The sequence below is a fragment of the Paenibacillus plantiphilus genome (assembly GCF_927798095.1).
GTDB classification, from domain to species: Bacteria; Bacillota; Bacilli; order Paenibacillales; family Paenibacillaceae; genus Paenibacillus_Z; species Paenibacillus_Z plantiphilus.
Window position 1 is genome coordinate 1 of record NZ_CAKMMF010000039.1, and the last position, 19518, is coordinate 19518.

Below are 19518 nucleotides of genomic sequence, written 5' to 3' on the forward strand. Positions count from 1 at the left end.
CACTTGGAGCTGTCGCTGTAAGCAGGAATTTCCGCGTTACAACACAGAAAGAAGGGGCGAGATGCGCTGTAAGCCTGAAAAACCTTCTAACAGATGACGAAGCGCCGAAAAACCACTTGGAGCTATCGCTGTAAGCAGGAATTTCCGCGTTACAACACGGAAAGAAGGGGCGAGATGCGCTGTAAGCCTGAAAAACCTTCTAACAGATGACGAAGCGCCGAAAAACCACTTGGACTGTCGCTGTAAGCCGAGGGTTGTGTGGAGCGAGCTGGTTTGCGTGTTTTGCAGGTTTGTTCGCCAATTTTCGACTGTCTTCGGGGAGCTGCGAATAGAATTTTTTCACAAGCCAGCTTCTTCCCGATAAAAAATGGAAAACCGATGCACTTGTTCCATCCCGCCAGCATACATTATGAGACACGGAGCTCGATGGTATGCTCGCTTTGTTCGAGCGATCCAGCGGTTGGCTCCATACTATGTGGTTAGCGGAACGACGGGAAGCGGTCGGCATCAATCCGATGTCGTGAAGTCCATCTCGTTACGTACAAGCTGCGGCGGGGAGATGAATGAGTGTCGTTCGAAATGGTAAACTGGCTGCAACGACGCGGAGTTTCGATTGCTAATATTGCGGATATTGTCTATTCGCTGCAAAGTCCTTACAATTCGAGCTTGACGCTTCAAGAGTGCGAGGACAGCGTGCATACCGTGCTGTCTAAACGTGAGGTTCAGTATGCGCTTTTCACAGGGATTGCGCTGGATGAGCTTGCGGAGCAGAAGCTGCTTCCAGAGCCGCTGCAATCGATTATGGAGGCGGACGAATCGCTGTATGGCGTTGATGAGACGCTTGCGCTTGGAATTACGAATGTATACGGGATGATCGGTCTTACAAGTTTTGGATATCTGGATAAAATGAAACCAGGCATCATTCGCAGGCTCAACGAGAAGGGAAAGCATATTCATGTCTTTCTGGATGACCTCGTAGCGGGCGTTGCTGCTGCTGCTTCGGCGCGGATTGCCCATCAAGATCCGAAAGCTACTGTATATTTTATTCCTGAAATACCATAAAATAAAAAATGAATAGCGAGTGCCGGACGCTATTTTCGCTCATGCGCCGTTGCGGTGAAAAGATGATTTATGCTATCATTATGACATTATATGCCCTGAAAGCTTGGATTCATGAAGTGGGGGGCCTTCACGCTATTACGCACGGATAAAGTTTCAATATGCTCAGGAGGTTCCTTTCATGTGGACGGTTATCTATATCGCGCCGACAGAAAAAATTGCGGAGAGCATCAAAAACCGACTGACGCAGGAAGGGTTTCTCGTTAAGATCAGACCGATAAATGTTTCCAAGCAACAATACGAAATATTGGTCCCTTCCGGCGAGCTGGATGAAGTGCAGGAAGTGCTGAACAACATTTTGAATTCGCAGAGGTAGCGTTTTTAACTACTGCGCTGCTAAAGAGGTGTCTCTTGTGTTCAAGGACTTATTTCATAAAAGAAAATATGCAACCATACCTTCCGGTTCCGGTCAAGCACGAACAAAGCCGGATATCCCGGAAGGTCTGATGTCCAAATGTCCCAAATGCGGGAACATTCAATTCAGCAAGGAAGTTGAGAAGAATCTCAAGGTATGCCTTGGCTGTGGTCATCATTTCCGGCTGAATGCCTGGGAACGGATCAACATGGTGCTGGATGAAGGAACGATGGTCGAATATGATGCTGAGCTGGAATCGGAAGATCCGCTCGGTTTTCCCGGCTATGCCAAAAAGCTGGATGCGCAGAAGGAAAGCTCCGGCTTGCGCGATTCCGTGGTGACTGGTGAAGGACTTATTGGCGGCTTCCCTGTGGTCGTTGCTGTTATGAGCTTCGACTTTTTTGCGGGGAGCATGGGTTCGGTTGTGGGCGAGAAAATAACGCGCGCAATCGAACAAGCCCATGAGAAGGGGCTGCCGATTATTATTTTCTCCACCTCAGGCGGGGCGCGTATGCAGGAGAGCATCCTCAGCCTGATGCAGATGGCGAAGACCAGCGCTGCGCTGGCGAAGTTTCAGGGTGATGGCGGACTGTACATTTCGGTTCTGACTGATCCTACTACAGGCGGAGTGACGGCCAGCTTTGCCACGCTTGGCGATTTCAATCTGGCCGAGCCTGGCGCGCTGATCGGCTTCGCAGGCCGTGTCGTTATCGAGCAGACGATTCGTCAGAAGCTGCCCGATAATTTTCAGACTGCAGAATTTAATCTTCAGCATGGACAGCTGGATAAAGTCGTACATCGCAAGGATTTGAAATCCTTGCTTACCAAGCTGCTTGATATGCATTCGGTAAAGGGGGACATCGCCCATGGCGGGTGAGCTGCCGTTCGAGAAGCCGCTTAGCGACCTACGTTTAAAGATTGATGAGTTGAAGAAGCTTGGCCAGGAGTCAGGCATAGATTTCACGGATGAAATATCTCGTCTTGAGCAAAGATGCAATCAGCTGCAGGAAGAGCTGTACAATGAATTGTCGCCTGCCCAGAAGATGCATCTGGCCCGCCATCATGGAAGGCCTACTTCGCTGGATTACATAGGGGCGATATTTACAGATTTTATTGAGCTACATGGAGATCGTCTGTTTGCAGACGATCTTGCGATTGTTGGCGGTTTGGCCAAGCTGAATGGCGTGCCGGTAACCGTTATCGGTCATCAGCGCGGCAAGGATACGAAGGACAACATTGCCCGCTTCTTCGGAAGCCCGCATCCCGAAGGATTCCGCAAGGCGCTGCGGCTTATGCAGCAAGCGCATAAATTCGGCCGTCCAATCGTGACGTTCATCGACACGAAGGGCGCATATCCCGGCAATACGGCCGAGGAACGGGGCCAGTCCGAGGCGATTGCCCGCAATCTGCGCGAAATGGCCGTTTTTGGAGTGCCTATCATCTGCGTCGTTATTGGCGAAGGCGGCAGCGGCGGGGCGTTGGCGCTTGGCGTAGGCAACCGTGTTCTCATGCTTGAGAATGCGATCTATTCCGTTATTTCGCCCAATGGCGCGGCATCGATTCTTTGGAAGGATGCATCACGGGCAGATGAAGCGGCTGCTGTAATGAGAATTACCGCGCATGACATGGTTGATTTCGGCATCGTCGAAGAGATCATTAGTGAGCCGCAGGGCGGCGCGCATCGTGATCTGGCGGAGCAATCGGAGACGATCAAGGAAGCGATATGGCGTCATTTGCAGGAATTATCCACTTTTACACCGGAGCAGCTCATTACGGATCGTTACGATAAGTTCCGCCGTATTGGGAAGTTTCGTGAACCAGAGCCTAAGGTCGAGGAACAGGCAGTAGTTGCGGAGCCTGCTGAATCGGCCCAAGTGTAAGCAATCTGGTATATACTGTACAAGCTTCATTGAATCATGTAATTCTAATTCAGACATGCTATGCATCTAACGGAGGATGGAAACTACCCATGCGCAAAACAAAGATTGTATGTACAATTGGTCCTTCCAGTGAGTCACTGGAAAACACGAAGAAATTGATTAACGCAGGTATGAACGTAGCACGGCTCAACTTCTCCCACGGTGATTTTGAGGAGCACGGCAATCGCATTATCAACATCCGGCAAGCTTGTCAGGAGCTCGGCACGACAGTAGCGATTCTGCTGGATACGAAAGGTCCGGAAATTCGTCTGGGCAAATTGAAGGAAGAGCCGATTGAGCTGAACCAAGGCGATACGATTACACTGACTACGGAAGAAATTCTTGGCGACCGCAATCGTATTCCGGTTACCTATGCCAATTTGCCGGCCGATGTCAGCGTTGGCTCCACGATTCTGATCGATGATGGCTTGATCGGTCTGACGGTTGAAGAAGTGAAGGGTACGGAAATCCTTTGCCGTATCGTGAACTCGGGTCCTATTAAGAGCAAGAAGGGCGTTAACGCGCCAGGCGTTAATATTTCGCTTCCAGGCATTACAGAGAAGGATGCCAACGATATTATTTTTGGTATCGAGCAAGGCGTTGATTTCATCGCTGCATCGTTCGTCCGCAAAGCGAGCGACGTGCTTGAAATTCGTGAGCTGCTGGAGCGCCATAACGGCAGCCATATCCAAATCATTTCCAAAATCGAGAACCAGCAGGGCGTCGACAACCTGGATGAAATTCTAGAGGTTTCCGATGGCTTGATGGTTGCGCGTGGTGATCTCGGCGTGGAAATTCCCGCTGAAGAGGTTCCTCTCGTACAGAAGCAAATGATTCAGAAGTGCAACCGTGCCGGCAAACCTGTCATTACGGCGACACAAATGCTGGATTCCATGCAGCGCAATCCGCGTCCGACTCGTGCTGAGGCGAGCGACGTTGCGAACGCGATTTTTGACGGAACGGATGCGATCATGCTGTCGGGCGAAACGGCTGCGGGCAAATATCCGGTAGAATCGGTTCAAACGATGTCCCGTATCGCGGTACGTGCGGAGTCGGCTTTAGAATATCGTGAGATTTTTACAAGACAAGCCAATGCACAGCAAACGACAGTTACAGAAGCAATCAGCCAAGCTGTTGCTAATTCTGCGCTTGATCTGAGTGCGAAGGCGATTATTACGTCCACTGAGAGCGGTTATACGGCACGGATGATCTCCAAGTACCGTCCGAAGTCACCGATCGTAGCTGTAACGCCTGTTGAGCAAGTGATGCGCCGCATGGCTCTGATCTGGGGCGTTATTCCTGTTAAAGGAACACCAGCTAACACGACTGACGAAATGTTCGACATCGCAGTTCGCGGCGGCATCGATTCCGGTCTAGTCAAGCTTGGCGATACCGTTATCATTACTGCCGGCGTACCAGTAGGTCGTTCGGGCTCGACGAATTTGATCAAAATCCATACCGTTGGCGAGCTGCTTGCCAAAGGACAAGGCATTGGCGGACAAAGCGCAACAGGCAAAATCGTCATCGCCCGCACGCCTGAGGAAGCGATCGCCAAAACAACGGAAGGCTCGATCCTCGTTACAGTATCGACCGACAAAGAATATATGCCTGCGATTAACAAAGCGGCAGCAGTTATTACAGAGCAAGGCGGCGTTACAAGCCATGCGGCAATCGTTGCGCTGAACCTGGGTATTCCAGTTATTCTAGGCGTCAAGGATGCTTCACAGGTTTTGCGTGATGGCATGGAAGTAACGGTATATGCTGAAGTAGGCATTATCTACTCCGGACAAGCAAAAGTACTGTAGAAACTGCTCATTCGAGGGCTTTCATAGCGAACAAACACAACAAGAGCGATGGTGCGCGGCACCGTCGCTCTTGTTCTACATCGATATGAGGAATGTGAACAGGATGACAATGGAGCAGGAGGACGTGTCAGGTGACAGAATCGGGAAGAGCAACGGAGGAGACCTATTGGCACTTGCATCCGTTAAGAGTACGATATCAGGAAACGGATCAGATGGCCGTTGTTTTTCATGCTAACTATGTGAACTGGTTTGAGATCGGCCGAACGGAGCTTGTCAGGCATTTAGGCATGCCATATGGAGAGATTGAGAAGCGTGGCTTGCTGCTGCCGGTAGTAGATTTGGCTTGCAAATACATATTGCCTGCCCGTTATGATGACCGAATCATCGTGTGTACGTCAGTTGAGAAGTATTCGACCGTACGTATTGCGTTTCGTTCAGAGGTCAGACGTGTTGCTGATGATGAAACCGTTCCTGTGGAATGGAAGGGCGATGAACCGCCAGGCGAGCTTCTGGTGAAGGGTGGGACGCAGCATGTGTGGGTCGATGCCAACTGGAGGCCCCAGCGGCTGGACAAAGTGCTGCCGGAGCTGTATGACATCATTCAATTGGTAGCAGGCGGTAACGAGAAAGGAGGCTCATAATATGCTAAAGTGGGTTATTGCAGCTATTATCATTATACCCGCTATCGAAATATGGGGGATCATACAGATGAGTCAGCTTATCGGGGGCTGGGCGACATTCGGTCTGATCCTGCTGACTGGCTTCGCCGGCGCGAATGCTGCGAGAGTAGAAGGCCGCAAAGCGCTTATAGACGTTCAGAAGCAGCTGCAGCAGGGGCAGCCTCCCGGACATGCAATGCTTAACGGACTATGCATCCTGATCGGCGGCTTGCTGCTGCTGGCTCCTGGCTTCTTCACGGATATCATTGGACTAACGCTTCTGCTCCCCATAACCAGACCGCTATACCGCCTGGTCATCCTGCGCTGGTTAGAGAAGAAGCTTCGCAACGGCACATTTATGATCAAAAGATAGCAGCATCACGGGGCTGTCCGAAAAGTCCAATCCAATGAGTCAGTCCCAAATGCTGTGAAAAGTGAAAAGATGCCTCCAAAACCACTATTAAGGCTATTAAAGTGGGGATGGAGGCATCTTTTTCTCCTATATGGGGGAAGGGAATAGGGACTCTGAAATCATGTAATGACTTTCCAGACAGCCCCATATTATCGTTTTGAACAAATTATCGTTTCCAGGATGATCCATCGGAAAATTTGACAGCTGTTATTTTCACATGCTTAACCTGTGTTGCTAGGTCATATAGATTTAATGTCCACGTGTCAGTCTGATATTCGCCTGAAAGAATCCTGTTGTTTTGCGAGATTCCTTCAAACAAATTGCTTTTGCTTAACCATCTATTAACGGGTCGATCAAAGTCGTCATAGCATTTAACAGACATCTCATAGGCGATGATGGTCTTGGTGCCCAAGTTTTTGATGGTCAGATTGACCTTGGGTATGCCAATAGAATTATAAGTAATGGTTACGCCATCCACCTTTAACGGCATGTTTTTATTTGCTGCCAGCTCTTTTTTCAACTTTGCTGCTGCAGCGGCTTTATCTGCTTTTTCCTTTGCTTTTGCTTTTAATTTTGCTGCTGCTTCCGCATCTTTTTCTGCTTTTTCTTTTGCTTTTAACGCGTCCTCTTCTGCTTTTAATAGTGCATTTATTTTATTCAGATACTCTTTAGAATGATAATAGTTTCTTACTTTCTCATAATTTATGTTTGTAGTAATGTTGTCTTGGTAATCCTTAAGATTTTTTATTGCACTTCCGATATAGATAAAGTCAAAACGAGTTGTTTTGCCAACAATACTATTGGTAATTTTATGAGTACTCCCCGATTTGAAACCAATGATGTTGGACAAGAAATTATATTCATGTACTTTTTTTTCAGTGGTGTCATAGTAAAAATCTACAATTTCCAGTTGAAGCATATCACTCTTCGATAAATTGCGAACAAAGTTGCCGGAAATTAATATCGGCAAACTATTTTCATACATCGTACTGTTCTTCGTGTTCCAAATGGATATCGAATGATCGCTTTCTATTGTAACCATAGCGCCCAAGCTTTCAGAGATAAGGCGAAGTGGCACCATCGTCGTACCATTAACAATCTTCGCTGGTTCACCCAGTATAACGGTTACTCCGTTAATACTTGCGATTTTGCTATTCAGTTTTAAAGTTATAACGAGCCCTTGCTTCTTTCCTTTTATAAGTTTGCTTGCTTTGTCAAACTCCAAAGTTAAGCCCATCTTGCTAAAGATTGGAGCAGCGGGAACTAATGTTGTTCCGTTCATTACGATTGGAGATTGTGACAGAGCCAATTTTTCCCCATCAACAAATACTGAAAGGTTTGGTTTTGCGCTGACTACATTTGTCAATGAAATCAAAAGTAAAAAGCAAAGCAGGAGTACAATCTTGTTTTTCATTTGTGTTTTCCTTCCCATTCCTTAAATATAATATAGTTCTATGAACCTACATTATATTAGCATGGAATATAATTACATTACAATAAATGTACAGAGTTAATAATAAAAATAAAGCCACCTGATAGAGTGACTTTATTATTGCATTCCTATTTCATTCGAAAGAGAGTGTTCTTCCCAGGTACTTAGGGGGACTCCCACGACGATTAGGAGGGATCTCCGGTTATTTATACCCGCGCATAATAAACATATACAGATCTTTGAACACATTGGCACGGTTAAAGGCATCCAATATGACGAGCGAGACGGGCCCGATTATAAGCCCCAGCACGCCAAAAAGCTTTAGTCCGACGAACATGGCGATTAAGGTTGAAAGTGGATCGAGACCGACGCTGCTTGCCAGAACTTTGGGCTCCAAGATTTGACGGGCAACGAGAATGACTGCGTATAACACGGACAGCCCGATGCCGAGGGAAATATCTCCGTAAATAAATGTGTAAGCGATCCATGGAACCATAGCCGCCCCTACCCCTAAGTAGGGCAGGAGGTCGATTAGTCCGATAAGAAGGCCAATCGTAATGGCATAATCCACACCCAGAATTAGCAGGCCGATAATAACAACGACAGCAGTAATGGAGATCATAATAAGCTGAGCACGCAAATAGCCAAACAGCGCTTTCTGCAGATCGGTCCAGACTGCGGAAGTTGATTTCCGTATAGCAGCAGGAAACCAGCCTTGAATTCTCTTTTGATGGCGGGACCAGTCCTTGCTTATAAAAAAAGCGGCGAGAATGACGACGATCATGATTGTCGCGGCATTCGGCAGAGATGATATGATATTGACTATGCCATTGATGAAGAAGCTGATGATATCCGTGCTTGTTTTTGCTAACAGATTGGCTGTGTCGGATATGCGCGTGTTGATCGTTTCCTGATAATTAGGATTTTCCTCATAAAAGGTGCTGAGCTTCTTAATGAGGCTTTGAATCTCCGGAAGGGCAAGCAGACGATCAAATTCTGTTTTCCACCAGGCCACTGTACTTTCCAGTGATTTGGAGAGATGAATAATTTCGACCACGATTCGCGTAATCAATGCGGATACAATCGTAAGCATAGCGATAATGAATAGAAGAAGCGAAATCGTTACGCCCAGCCAGCGTGGCAGCTTCAGCTTGACTTGCATCAGGTTGACGATTGGATTGAGAGCGTAAGCAAGCAGCCAGCCCAAAACAAACGGATACACAAATGGTGTAACATAGAGTAGAGCCAGTATGAGAATGATTATTCCCGCAACAACAAGAGCTGCACGGCTAACACGCCGCCACATCGCACGATCCATAGGCTTCCTCCTAAAAGTTTTGCGAAGCAAAACTGGCTTCGTAAGTATGAGCTAAAGTTTTGCGAAGCAAAACTGGCTTCGTAAGCATGAGCTAAATAAATCGGTTATCCATCCGTTCATAACTGCAAAAGTACATCTCCTTCGTCTAATGCAGCCTCATACAAACAGAGTAACTGCAAAAATGCATCAAGTATCGCCAGAATCCAGTATAAACGGTACTTTCCTGCTTTTTTGATGTACTTTTGCAGCTAAGTTGCTTGAAATGGTCGTTTCTGGCCATATTAGCTGTATTTTTGCAGTAGCGTAGTAAAGGAGATGGCAGCCGGCAACAGGCTAATGAAGCCATCCGTTGTGATTGTTCCATGGGACTTTTTATCGACCTGAAAACTATTGTATCACGGAGGAACATGTTTACCAAAATACAACAACCAAATATATGGCTTTACGCTCTATTTACAATCCATTAACATGAGACTAACAGAACTCCTGCATAATGAAGAGAATCATGTCGCGGCAGCGCAATCGAGCTTGATACCGCGATTGAACAATAGCGCTTACGCACTGCGAAGAAAGACATGGCAACCGCAACACCTTTGTACAAAGCTGAGGAGGATTAAATTGTGACCAGACCATTGCCGCACTATGTCAATCGAGATCTAAGCTGGATCGAATTTAATAGACGAGTATTGGAGGAAGCGCAGGACGCAGGCAGTCCGCTGCTTGAGCGCGTGAAATTTCTGGCCATCATGTCGAGCAATCTCGATGAATTTATGAGCGTTCGAGTAGCAGGCATACAAGATCAAATCAAGGCTGGGTATACGAAAAAGGATTTCACAGGCTATACGCCGGCAGGACTATGGAAGCGTCTTATGAAACGGACCTCTCTAATGGTCGCCGATCAATACAAGACTTATCGAGAGGTGCTTCGCGATCTGGCGAAGCATGGCATTTGCTTCCGTGATATCGAAGAGCTGAATGCAACTCAGACGAAAGCTGTCGATGACTATTTTCACGAAATTGTATTTCCTGTGCTTACCCCGATGGCTGTCGATCAAAGCAGGCCATTTCCGCTGCTCCATACAAAGGAATTATATTTATCCGTACTGCTCGGGCGAGAGAATGTGCCCCCGGAGGAAGAGCCATACATTGCGATTGTTCAAGTGCCGTCTATTCTGCAGCGCTTCGTGGCGGTGCCGGGCAGATTGAACAGCAAGAAGACGGAGTTCATTCTGCTTGAAGATCTGATTGAACGCCATATCAATACGTTGTTCAACGGCTATACGATGATTGATGTGCATCCGTTCCGACTGACGCGGAATGCGGATTTGACGCTCAATGAAGAAGGCGCGGAGGATTTGCTGGAAGAGATAGAGAAGGAGATTCGCCGCCGCCGCTGGGGCATGCCGGTTCGACTCGAATATGGCAAAGGCATGCATCCATATGCGCTTCAATTGCTTCAGGATGAACTGGAGCTTGGCGAGAATATTATTGAGATTGACGGACCGCTTGATCTAAGCTTTCTTATGCGCTTCGCAGGATCTCTGCCAGGCTATGATTCGCTGCGCTTCGAGCGAATGGAACCCGTCTATCCGCAGGAGTTCGATCGTGCCGAAGATATGTTCACGATTCTTCGTTCGGAGGATGTGCTGGTCTACCATCCCTATGAAGCCTTTGAGTCTGTGAATGATTTTGTGACGGAAGCGGCATATGATCCTGATGTATTGGCGATCAAGATGACGCTGTATCGTGTCAGCGGGCAGTCTGCTCTCGTTCAAGCGCTGGCGAAAGCGGCTGAATCAGGCAAGCAGGTCACCGTCGTTGTTGAGTTGAAGGCAAGATTCGATGAGGAGCGCAATATCGCGTGGGCGCGTCAGCTGGAGAAGGCGGGCTGTCATGTCGTGTACGGACTTGTAGGACTCAAAACACATGCCAAGATTACGCTCGTCGTTCGCAGAGAGCAGCAGGTGCTGAGACGATACGTTCATGTCGGAACAGGCAACTACAATGACAATACAGCGAAGCTGTACACCGATTTCGGCCTCTTCACCTCCCATCCAGTCATTGGAGCAGATGCATCCGCTTTGTTTAATGAAGTGACGGGCTACTCGTCGCCGTATGAATGGAAGGCATTCGGGGTAGCGCCGTCCGATTTGATGCAGAAGCTGTTCGGCTTGATTGAGCGAGAGCAGCAGCATGCGCTTGAAGGAAAGCCGGCACGCATAATTGCCAAAATGAACAGCCTATCGAATCAGGAGATGATCGATAAGCTGTATGAGGCTTCACAGGCTGGCGTGCAGATCGAGCTTATTGTGCGCGGCGTCTGCTGCCTGCGACCAGGTGTTCCCGGACGCAGCGAGAACATTCGCGTCATAAGCATCGTCGACCGTTTCCTGGAGCATTCACGCGTCATGTACTTTCATAATGGCGGGGAAGAGGAAGTATATCTGTCAAGCGCGGACTGGATGACAAGGAATCTGACCCGCCGCATTGAGCTGATGTGCCCTGTATTCGATCCGCGTCTTCGCAAGTATATGATCAATGTGCTGCGGTTGAACTTAGACGATAATGTGAAATCCCGCGAGCTTCTGCCCAGCGGCAGCTATCAGTTCGTTGCGAATGATTCGCCGCCGATGCGCAGTCAGTTCGAGGCCAGAAAAATCGCCAATTGGAAAAATTAGCGGTAATCAGGCAATGTCAGCACTGGCGCAAGTCCCCAAATCTTTTTGAAATCCTCTGCCATCGCATCGACTTCCTTGCGTTCGATTGCCAATACTCCATCTGCTCGAATAGCGTGCAGATGGAGTTTGCCGTTAAGGGGCTCGGCAGCGAGCCGGCCAATCGCCTGCGTCTCGCTCCGATCAAGCGCGATCGCAAGCTGCAGCAGAATGCCGAGCCTGGCGATCAGTTGGAGGTCGGCCTCGTCCAGCATAGGCCTGTATGCCGCAACCTGTCCTCTGACACGATTCTTGCCCTTGTAGGATGCGATCGCAGCGCAGAGCAGCGTCTCACGATGCGACAGGCCGTGAATATTTGAATTGATCATTAGATAAAAGGTATGCTTGGAATAATCATAATAGTCGATACTGGCGCCAATCCGGAAGAGCGTCGATGCTGTATCAATAAGCAAACGCGCCCTTTCGGGGGATGGATACTGCGGCTCCAATGCATCAAACAGCTGGAGCGCGATGCGATTCACCTGCGATACATGCTGCTTCGGAGCTTCCGGATGAAGGGCAGCGAGATTAGTGACACTGAACATGAGCGGATCATCAAGCTGCGGCCGTTCCGGGAAGCGTGTTGCGAAGAACAATCCATCCCTGAGGCCGGAGCCGCAGATCAAATAATTCGAAGCGCGCAGAATGGTTGAGAAGGTCCGCAGGATTGCCATTCCGGGAACGATAATATCGAGACGATCCTTCGATAGGCCGGCTACTTTGCGGCGCTTGTCAAGCGTCTGCGAGCGCAGCTCCTCGAACAGCTCGTCAACCGCCGCTCTGGAGATCGGGTAGTTGTGGAAGCTGTCGAAGGAATATTTGATGCTGGCTTGATGGATTTTGGCAAGCGAACGGACTGTGCCCCCGACACCGACAAGGGGAAGCCCCGGGGAGTTCTTAAGCCATTGTTCGCTCGCAGCTGCCAGATGGATCATTTGTTCCAGCGCTTGAAGCCCGCCGTTCTCCAGCATTCCCCGCTGCGCGAATTGGCGCGTTATGCTGACACAGCCGAAGGGGAAAGAGACGGATTGAATGAGCTTGCGATTCATGAACAGAGAAACCTCTGTGCTTCCGCCGCCGATGTCGATCAGAAACCCGCTGTCAATATCCATGGAATTGATCATCCCGAGAAACCCGAACCCGGCCTCCTCCTGGCCGGACAGCAGCTCAATGGACAAGCCGCTTTCTGCTTCTACACGCTCCAGAATTTGCTGGCGGTTGGTTGCATTGCGTATAGCTGCGGTTGCTACCGCGCGAATTAGCCCTGTGCGATGATGCGCGCATATGAGGCGGAAATGATTGATCATTTCGATGAGCTCATTAATTTTATGATCCGGCAGGCTGCCGGTATCGTCGATTTGCTCGCTGAGCCGCGCTGACCGCTTGCTGCCGTCAATGACGCGGTGAGCGCCTGCCGCCGTCCGTTCATATACGACAAGGCGAATGGAGTTCGAGCCGATATCAATAATGCCGATGCGTTGTTCCATCTTCGCTAGAGCCTCCGATATTGGTTATGGTGACAAGCTTTTATACTAAAGAATAGTGTATCATTTGTGAGGCGGAGCCAAAAGAGTGCTTTTGGTTTATACACAAATTAATGGTACGATAGAGAAGCGCGCTCGGGCGTTTAGGCTGATTCTGCATAAATATAGGTTTTGAAGTGAAAAATGTAAAACGATGTTTAAGTGATGCGCCCCTGCGGCTGAAACTTGCAACACAAAATATTTATGGTGCCGATAAAGCATTTTTATGTGCGTTTTTGTTCACTTCCTTGTCAAAATCCGATATGATTAAAGCGACGATACGGAATCGAAACCATTTCTTGCATGAAAAGCATGTATAAAAGGAGCGAGAACAATGACAGCAACCAAAGGTCTTGAAGGCATCGTCGCTACGACGTCATCGATCAGCTCGATTATTGATGGTGTACTGACATACCGCGGCATTGATATCGATGATCTGGCAGAAAACGCTTCCTTTGAGGAAGTTGCATATTTGCTTTGGTACGGCAAGCTGCCAACACAGGCGGAGCTCGAAGGTCTTATCAAACAGTTGGGCGAGAATGCTGCGATACCCGCTCAAGTTATCGAGCAATTGAAGCTTTATCCCAAGAATGCGAATACGATGGCGGCACTGCGCACCGCAGTTTCCAGCCTGGCGTTGTATGACGAATCAGCTAATGACATGTCTCCCGAAGCGAACATTAATAAAGCGATTAAATTGCAAGCACAGCTTCCGACAGTAATTGCCGCATTTGCCCGCATTCGTGAAGGGCTAGAGCCGGTAGCGCCTAAGACAGGCGTATCTGTTGCTTACAATTTCCTTTACATGCTGAATGGACAAGAGCCGGAGGAAGTGGCAGTCAAGGCGCTGGATCAAGCGCTTGTGCTGCATGCAGATCATGAGCTGAATGCTTCTACTTTCGCTGCGCGCGTAACGGTTGCAACGCTGTCCGATATCTACTCGGGTGTAACATCGGCTATCGGGGCGCTGAAGGGTCCTCTGCATGGCGGCGCGAACGAGGCTGTTATGGTTATGCTTGAAGAGATCGGTACCTTTGACAAGGTGGAGTCTGTTATTAACGGGAAGCTCGCGAACCGGGAGAAGATTATGGGCTTTGGCCACCGTGTTTACAAGAACGGCGATCCGCGCGCGAAGCATCTGCAGAAGATGTCCCGTGAGCTGGGCAAGCTGACAGGCAACATGGAGCTGTACGAAATGTCAGTCAAGATCGAAGAGCTCGTTACCGGACAAAAGGGTCTGAAGCCTAATGTGGATTTCTATTCCGCTTCCGTCTATACGACGCTCAAAATTCCGCGTGACCTGTTTACGCCGATATTCGCGATCAGCCGCGTATCCGGATGGACCGCTCACATTCTTGAGCAATATGAGAACAACCGCCTCATTCGTCCGCGTGCGGAGTATGTGGGTCCAGTAAACCAAAAGGTAACACCGATTGGCGAACGCAAATAGGGAACAGTCATACGGCAGCTTACGGCAGCCGATATTGTGGCGGGGTGTTGGCATTTGACAGCGAAGTGGCTGCAAAGCCGGCTCCCGTTGTGTTATGTTTAGTAAGCTCTACATACTAACCGATATTCGCAACTTGCAATTCAACTATCAAGGAGGAATTTAAACGATGCAATTCGAAAAATTCGCACTGCCAACAGAAGGTCAAAAAATTACGATTGACAACGGTGTACTGAATGTTCCTAATAATCCGATCATCCCTTTCATCGAGGGTGACGGTACTGGCCGCGACATCTGGAAAGCTTCCAAGCGCGTTCTGGATGCAGCTGTAGAGAAAGCCTATAACGGTGAAAAAAGCATCGCCTGGTACGAAGTTTTCGCCGGTGAGAAAGCATTCAATCAATACGGCGAATGGCTGCCTGCTGATACGCTGACAGCGATTCGTGAATATATTGTTGCGATCAAAGGTCCACTGACAACGCCAATCGGCGGCGGCATCCGCTCCCTGAACGTAGCGCTTCGTCAAGAGCTTGACCTGTACGTATGTCTTCGCCCTGTTCGTTACTTCGACGGCGTGCCTTCCCCAGTGAAGCGCCCTGAGCTTGTCAACATGGTTATTTTCCGTGAAAATACAGAGGATATCTATGCAGGCATCGAGTACCAAGAGGGCTCTGCAGAAGTGAAAAAGGTTATTGAATTCCTGCAAAACGAAATGGGCGTTAACAAAATCCGTTTCCCTGAGACTTCCGGAATCGGCATTAAGCCTGTATCGGCTGAGGGCTCCAAGCGTCTTGCTCGCGCCGCTATCGAATATGCGCTGAAGCATGGCCGCAAATCCCTCACGCTTGTACACAAAGGCAATATCATGAAATTTACAGAAGGCGCGTTCAAGAACTGGGGCTACGAGGTGGCTGAGCAAGAGTTCGCGGATCAAACCTTCACTTGGGGTCAATATGATCGCATTAAAGAAGCAGAGGGCACAGACGCTGCGAACAAAGCACAGAAGGATGCAGAAGCAGCTGGCAAGCTGATTGTGAAGGATGCGATTGCTGATATCGCGCTGCAACAAGTTCTGACACGTCCAACTGACTTTGACGTTATCGCTACGCTGAACCTGAACGGCGACTACCTCTCTGACGCATTGGCTGCGCAAGTAGGCGGCATCGGTATTGCACCAGGAGCGAACATCAACTATCTGACTGGCCATGCGATCTTCGAAGCTACGCACGGTACGGCTCCTAAATATGCGGATCTGGATGTTGTAAACCCAGGCTCGGTTATCCTATCCGGCGTTATGCTGCTTGAGCACCTGGGCTGGCAGGAAGCGGCTGACATGATCTACAAAGGCTTGGAAACGTCGATCAACAACAAAACAGTAACGTACGACTTCGCTCGTCTAATGGAAGGCGCAACCGAAGTGAAATGCTCCGCGTTCGCTGACGAAATTATTAAAAATCTGTAGTTTGCTAATTGCAGCACATACAATATAATTTCGGGAGGCAATTGGGAAAATGGCTATCAAGCGGAATAAAATTACTGTTGTAGGCGCTGGCTTTACAGGCGCTACTACTGCATTGATGCTTGCGCAAAAAGAGCTCGGAGATATCGTGCTCGTTGATATTCCACAGCTTGAGAACCCGACAAAAGGCAAAGCGCTTGATATGATGGAGTCCACTCCTGTTCAAGGCATCGATTCCCGCATCACAGGCACTTCCGACTATGCGGATACAGCTGATTCCGATATTGTTATCATCACAGCAGGTATTGCTCGCAAGCCCGGCATGAGCCGCGATGATCTCGTGAACACGAATGCCGGCATTGTGAAATCGGTTTGTGAGAATATTAAAGCGACGAGCCCAAATTCCTATGTGATCATTCTTTCCAACCCAGTGGATGCAATGACTTATGCTGCTTTCCAAGCACTGGGCTTCCCAAAAAACCGTGTGATCGGGCAATCCGGTGTGCTTGATACAGCTCGTTACTGCACGTTCATCGCGCAAGAGCTGAACGTTTCTGTCGAGGATGTTCGCGGCTTCGTGCTTGGCGGTCATGGCGACGACATGGTGCCGCTCGTTCGTTACTCCAACGTTGGCGGTATTCCGATCGAGAAGCTGATTCCTGCTGATCGGATCGAAGCAATCGTACAACGCGCGCGTGTTGGCGGCGGCGAAATCGTTAATCTGCTCGGCAACGGCAGTGCCTACTATGCGCCTGCTGCATCGCTTGTGCAAATGACGGAAGCGATTCTCAAGGACAAGAAACGGATCCTTCCGGTTATTGCCTTGCTGCAAGGCGAATATGGCTATAACGATCTGTTCATGGGCGTTCCAGTCGTTCTTGGCGGCGACGGCATCGAGCGAATATTTGAGCTTGAGCTGACAGCCGAAGAGAAGGCAGCGCTTGATAAATCCGCAGACTCGGTTCGCAACGTAATTAAAGTTGTAACGGGCTAGTGGTTAGAACGATTATCTACTCATGAAGCACATGAGACCCTGACTGTATGACGTCAGGGTCTTCATTTTGTCAGGAAGAACGGAGGTGTATCGATGATTGAGCAGGCGCAGCGGATGTTAAAGCAGGTCTATGGCTTTGACACCTTCCGCAAAGGGCAAGGCGACATTATAAGCGGTTTGCTGGAAGGCACGGATACACTTGCAATTCTGCCTACAGGTGGAGGCAAATCCCTCTGCTATCAGCTTCCGGCGATGCTGCTGCCAGGGACGGCAATTGTTGTTTCGCCTCTAATCTCGCTTATGAAGGATCAGGTTGATGCGCTTGGCCGCTTGGGCGTGTCCGCTGCGTATTTGAACAGCTCTCTTGATGCGGCGACCTATCGCGATGTTATCAGGCAGACAGCACAGGGCGTCTACAAGCTGCTGTATGTTGCTCCTGAACGGCTGGATGGCACGATGTTCGAATCATTCACAGCGCAGATGCACATCTCGTTGATCGCGATCGACGAGGCGCACTGTGTTTCGCAGTGGGGGCATGATTTTCGCCCAAGCTACCGGCAGCTTGCCAATTGGATAGGGAGACTGGACAACCGTCCGCCTGTTGCGGCTTTCACAGCAACAGCGACGCCGGAGGTAACGCAGGATATAGCCGATATGCTGAGACTGCGGGAGCCGAACGTCTTCGTTACTGGATTTGCGCGGACGAATTTATCGCTGTCGGTCGTTACAGGTACAGACAAGCGTAAATTTTTGCGTGATTATTTGGCGCAGAGAGCGGATCAATCCGGCATTATTTATACAGCCACCCGCAAGGAGGCGGAGGAGGTCTGCGACACTTTGACCCGTCTGGGCATTAGCGCGGGAAAGTATCATGGAGGACTCGGCGACAAAGAAAGAGCAGAGGCGCAGGAGCTGTTCCGCTTCGATGATATTCGGGTGATGGTGGCGACGAATGCTTTCGGGATGGGGATCGATAAGCCGAATGTGCGGTTTGTCGTGCATTGGCAGATGCCTGGCGATGTGGAATCGTATTATCAGGAAGCGGGACGTGCCGGACGAGATGGCGAAGAGAGCGAATGCGTGCTTATGTTCGAGCCGCAGGATGTTCAGGTGCAGCGGTTCTTGATCGAACGAGGAACCACCGATCCGGAGCGGCGGACCATCCAGCTCAATAAATTGTACACGATGATGCATTACAGCCGCACGGAGCGCTGTCTGCTGCAGTTCATCGTCAGCTATTTCGGTGAAGCGGATGTTCCTGCATGCGGGAAATGCAGCAATTGTCTGGATCAGAGCGAGAAGCTGGATATGACGGAGGAAGCCCGCAAGGCGCTGTCCTGTGTGGGCCGCCTGAAGGGCCGGTTTGGCGTATCGATGGCATCCAAGGTGCTGAAGGGCTCGCGGGAGAAGCGGATTCTGGAGTTCGGACTTGACCGATTATCGACCTATGGGCTGCTCCGGGATTGGCCGGAGAAGGAGATTACGGATTGGCTCTACTGGCTTGTAGCAGAGGGGTATATGCGGATTAGCGAGGGGGAATATCCAACCGTCTCCCTGGCTGCAGAAGCGCTGCCGGTGCTGGAGGGCACTGTAAGTGTCTTCAGACGCCGCAGCATGTCCGCCAAACGGCGGGCAGGCGAAGGAGCAGCCGCTGCTGTCAACTCGCCGCTATTCGAAGCGCTTAGAGAATGGCGGAGAGAGACGGCTGCACGGGAGCATGTGCCGCCCTTCATGCTGTTCTTCGATGCCGCTTTGCGGGAAATTGCCGACCGTCAGCCTGTGACGACGGAGCAGCTATTGTCTGTGAAGGGGATAGGCGCAGCGAAAGCAAGCAAGTATGGCACGGATGTTATTGCTATCGTAAGGAAGTTCCGCACAGATGGCGGCAGTGATGCATTGCAAGCGGATGGCGGAGCTCAGCCGCGCGGCAACTCATCACGGACAGCGCGCTCTCTTGCAACTGGCGAGAGAGGGGCATCTTTGGTTGGGGATGGGGATGAAGCGGATATGTCCAGTCATCTGCAATCCTTGATATTGCTGCGCAGCGGCCTCTCAATCAAGCAAATTGCTGCACAGCGGGAGATGTCGCGGGTCACCATCGAGAACCATTTGCTTCGCTGTGGTGAAGAGGGCGAGGATATTGACTGGGATGCCTTTATTCCCGAGCAGCATGAGGATCTTATTATACGAACCATTGAGCAGGTTGGAGCAGAGCGTTTGAAGCCGATTAAAGAAGGGCTGCCATCGGATGTGGATTATTTTGCAATTAAAGCGGTCATTGTGAAGCATCGTCTGGCTTAATATTCGTAAATAAAGCGTTGTCTTTTGAATTTGAATCATTATTTTAGTATAATGATTAGGA

15 protein-coding genes are annotated in these 19518 nt (G+C 49.6%); 12 read left to right on the plus strand and 3 right to left on the minus strand.

Going from position 1 to position 19518, the window contains the following annotated elements:
- Nucleotides 1-579 precede the first annotated feature (579 nt).
- The 7 genes from L6H65_RS23815 (at nucleotide 580) to L6H65_RS23845 (ending at nucleotide 6230) form a co-directional block, all read left to right on the plus strand.
- Nucleotides 580-1062, plus strand: a complete 483-nt coding sequence (locus L6H65_RS23815; RefSeq protein ID WP_236346466.1) for a phosphatidylglycerophosphatase A family protein — start codon at nucleotides 580-582, stop codon at nucleotides 1060-1062.
- 178 nt (nucleotides 1063-1240) lie between these two features.
- Nucleotides 1241-1435, plus strand: coding sequence for a glutamate decarboxylase (locus L6H65_RS23820; RefSeq protein ID WP_236346279.1), 195 nt, complete (start codon nucleotides 1241-1243; stop codon nucleotides 1433-1435).
- Nucleotides 1436-1472: 37 nt separating this feature from the next.
- Nucleotides 1473-2351, plus strand: a complete 879-nt coding sequence (gene accD, locus L6H65_RS23825) for an acetyl-CoA carboxylase, carboxyltransferase subunit beta (RefSeq protein WP_236346295.1) — start codon at nucleotides 1473-1475, stop codon at nucleotides 2349-2351.
- Nucleotides 2341-3354: an acetyl-CoA carboxylase carboxyltransferase subunit alpha gene (locus L6H65_RS23830; RefSeq protein WP_236346309.1), complete on the plus strand. Its 1014-nt coding sequence runs from the start codon at nucleotides 2341-2343 to the stop codon at nucleotides 3352-3354. The genes accD and L6H65_RS23830 overlap by 11 nt, the downstream gene beginning before the upstream one ends.
- 89 nt (nucleotides 3355-3443) lie before the next feature.
- A complete protein-coding gene (gene pyk, locus L6H65_RS23835; RefSeq protein WP_236346312.1) occupies nucleotides 3444-5198 on the plus strand; it encodes a pyruvate kinase in 1755 nt (584 codons plus the stop codon).
- A gap of 131 nt (nucleotides 5199-5329) precedes the next feature.
- On the plus strand, nucleotides 5330-5839 hold the full coding sequence (locus tag L6H65_RS23840; RefSeq protein ID WP_236346366.1) for an acyl-CoA thioesterase: 510 nt from the start codon (nucleotides 5330-5332) through the stop codon (nucleotides 5837-5839).
- A gap of 1 nt (nucleotide 5840) precedes the next feature.
- Nucleotides 5841-6230 (plus strand): FxsA family protein, encoded by a 390-nt coding sequence (locus L6H65_RS23845; protein ID WP_236346368.1) that lies wholly within the window; start codon nucleotides 5841-5843, stop codon nucleotides 6228-6230.
- Between the two features lie 205 nt (nucleotides 6231-6435).
- On the opposite strand, the gene L6H65_RS23850 is transcribed toward L6H65_RS23845, so the two are convergent.
- Entirely contained in the window at nucleotides 6436-7683 is a 1248-nt protein-coding gene (locus L6H65_RS23850) for a copper amine oxidase N-terminal domain-containing protein (RefSeq protein ID WP_236346371.1), read from the minus strand.
- A 220-nt stretch (nucleotides 7684-7903) separates the two neighbouring features.
- Nucleotides 7904-9019: a sporulation integral membrane protein YtvI gene (gene ytvI, locus L6H65_RS23855; protein WP_236346374.1), complete on the minus strand. Its 1116-nt coding sequence runs from the start codon at nucleotides 9017-9019 to the stop codon at nucleotides 7904-7906.
- A gap of 620 nt (nucleotides 9020-9639) precedes the next feature.
- On the opposite strand from ytvI, the gene ppk1 reads away from it, so the two are divergent.
- Entirely contained in the window at nucleotides 9640-11697 is a 2058-nt protein-coding gene (gene ppk1 / locus L6H65_RS23860) for a polyphosphate kinase 1 (protein WP_236346377.1), read from the plus strand.
- Here ppk1 and L6H65_RS23865 read toward each other — a convergent pair.
- A complete protein-coding gene (locus L6H65_RS23865) occupies nucleotides 11694-13220 on the minus strand; it encodes a Ppx/GppA family phosphatase (RefSeq protein WP_236346380.1) in 1527 nt (508 codons plus the stop codon). The two genes, ppk1 and L6H65_RS23865, sit on opposite strands and share 4 nt — an antisense overlap.
- A 370-nt stretch (nucleotides 13221-13590) precedes the next feature.
- On the opposite strand from L6H65_RS23865, the gene citZ reads away from it, so the two are divergent.
- The 4 genes from citZ (at nucleotide 13591) to recQ (ending at nucleotide 19457) form a co-directional block, all read left to right on the plus strand.
- Nucleotides 13591-14706, plus strand: a complete 1116-nt coding sequence (citZ, locus tag L6H65_RS23870) for a citrate synthase (RefSeq protein WP_236346383.1) — start codon at nucleotides 13591-13593, stop codon at nucleotides 14704-14706.
- Between the two features lie 166 nt (nucleotides 14707-14872).
- Nucleotides 14873-16165 carry an NADP-dependent isocitrate dehydrogenase gene (gene icd, locus L6H65_RS23875; RefSeq protein WP_236346386.1) on the plus strand — a complete coding sequence of 431 codons (1293 nt, stop codon included), beginning with the start codon at nucleotides 14873-14875 and terminating at the stop codon, nucleotides 16163-16165.
- Between the two features lie 49 nt (nucleotides 16166-16214).
- The gene (mdh, locus tag L6H65_RS23880; RefSeq protein ID WP_236346389.1) at nucleotides 16215-17156 is read left to right on the plus strand and encodes a malate dehydrogenase; all 942 of its coding nucleotides are present in this window, start codon (nucleotides 16215-16217) and stop codon (nucleotides 17154-17156) included.
- A gap of 93 nt (nucleotides 17157-17249) precedes the next feature.
- A complete protein-coding gene (recQ, locus tag L6H65_RS23885; RefSeq protein ID WP_236346390.1) occupies nucleotides 17250-19457 on the plus strand; it encodes a DNA helicase RecQ in 2208 nt (735 codons plus the stop codon).
- Nucleotides 19458-19518: the final 61 nt, after the last annotated feature.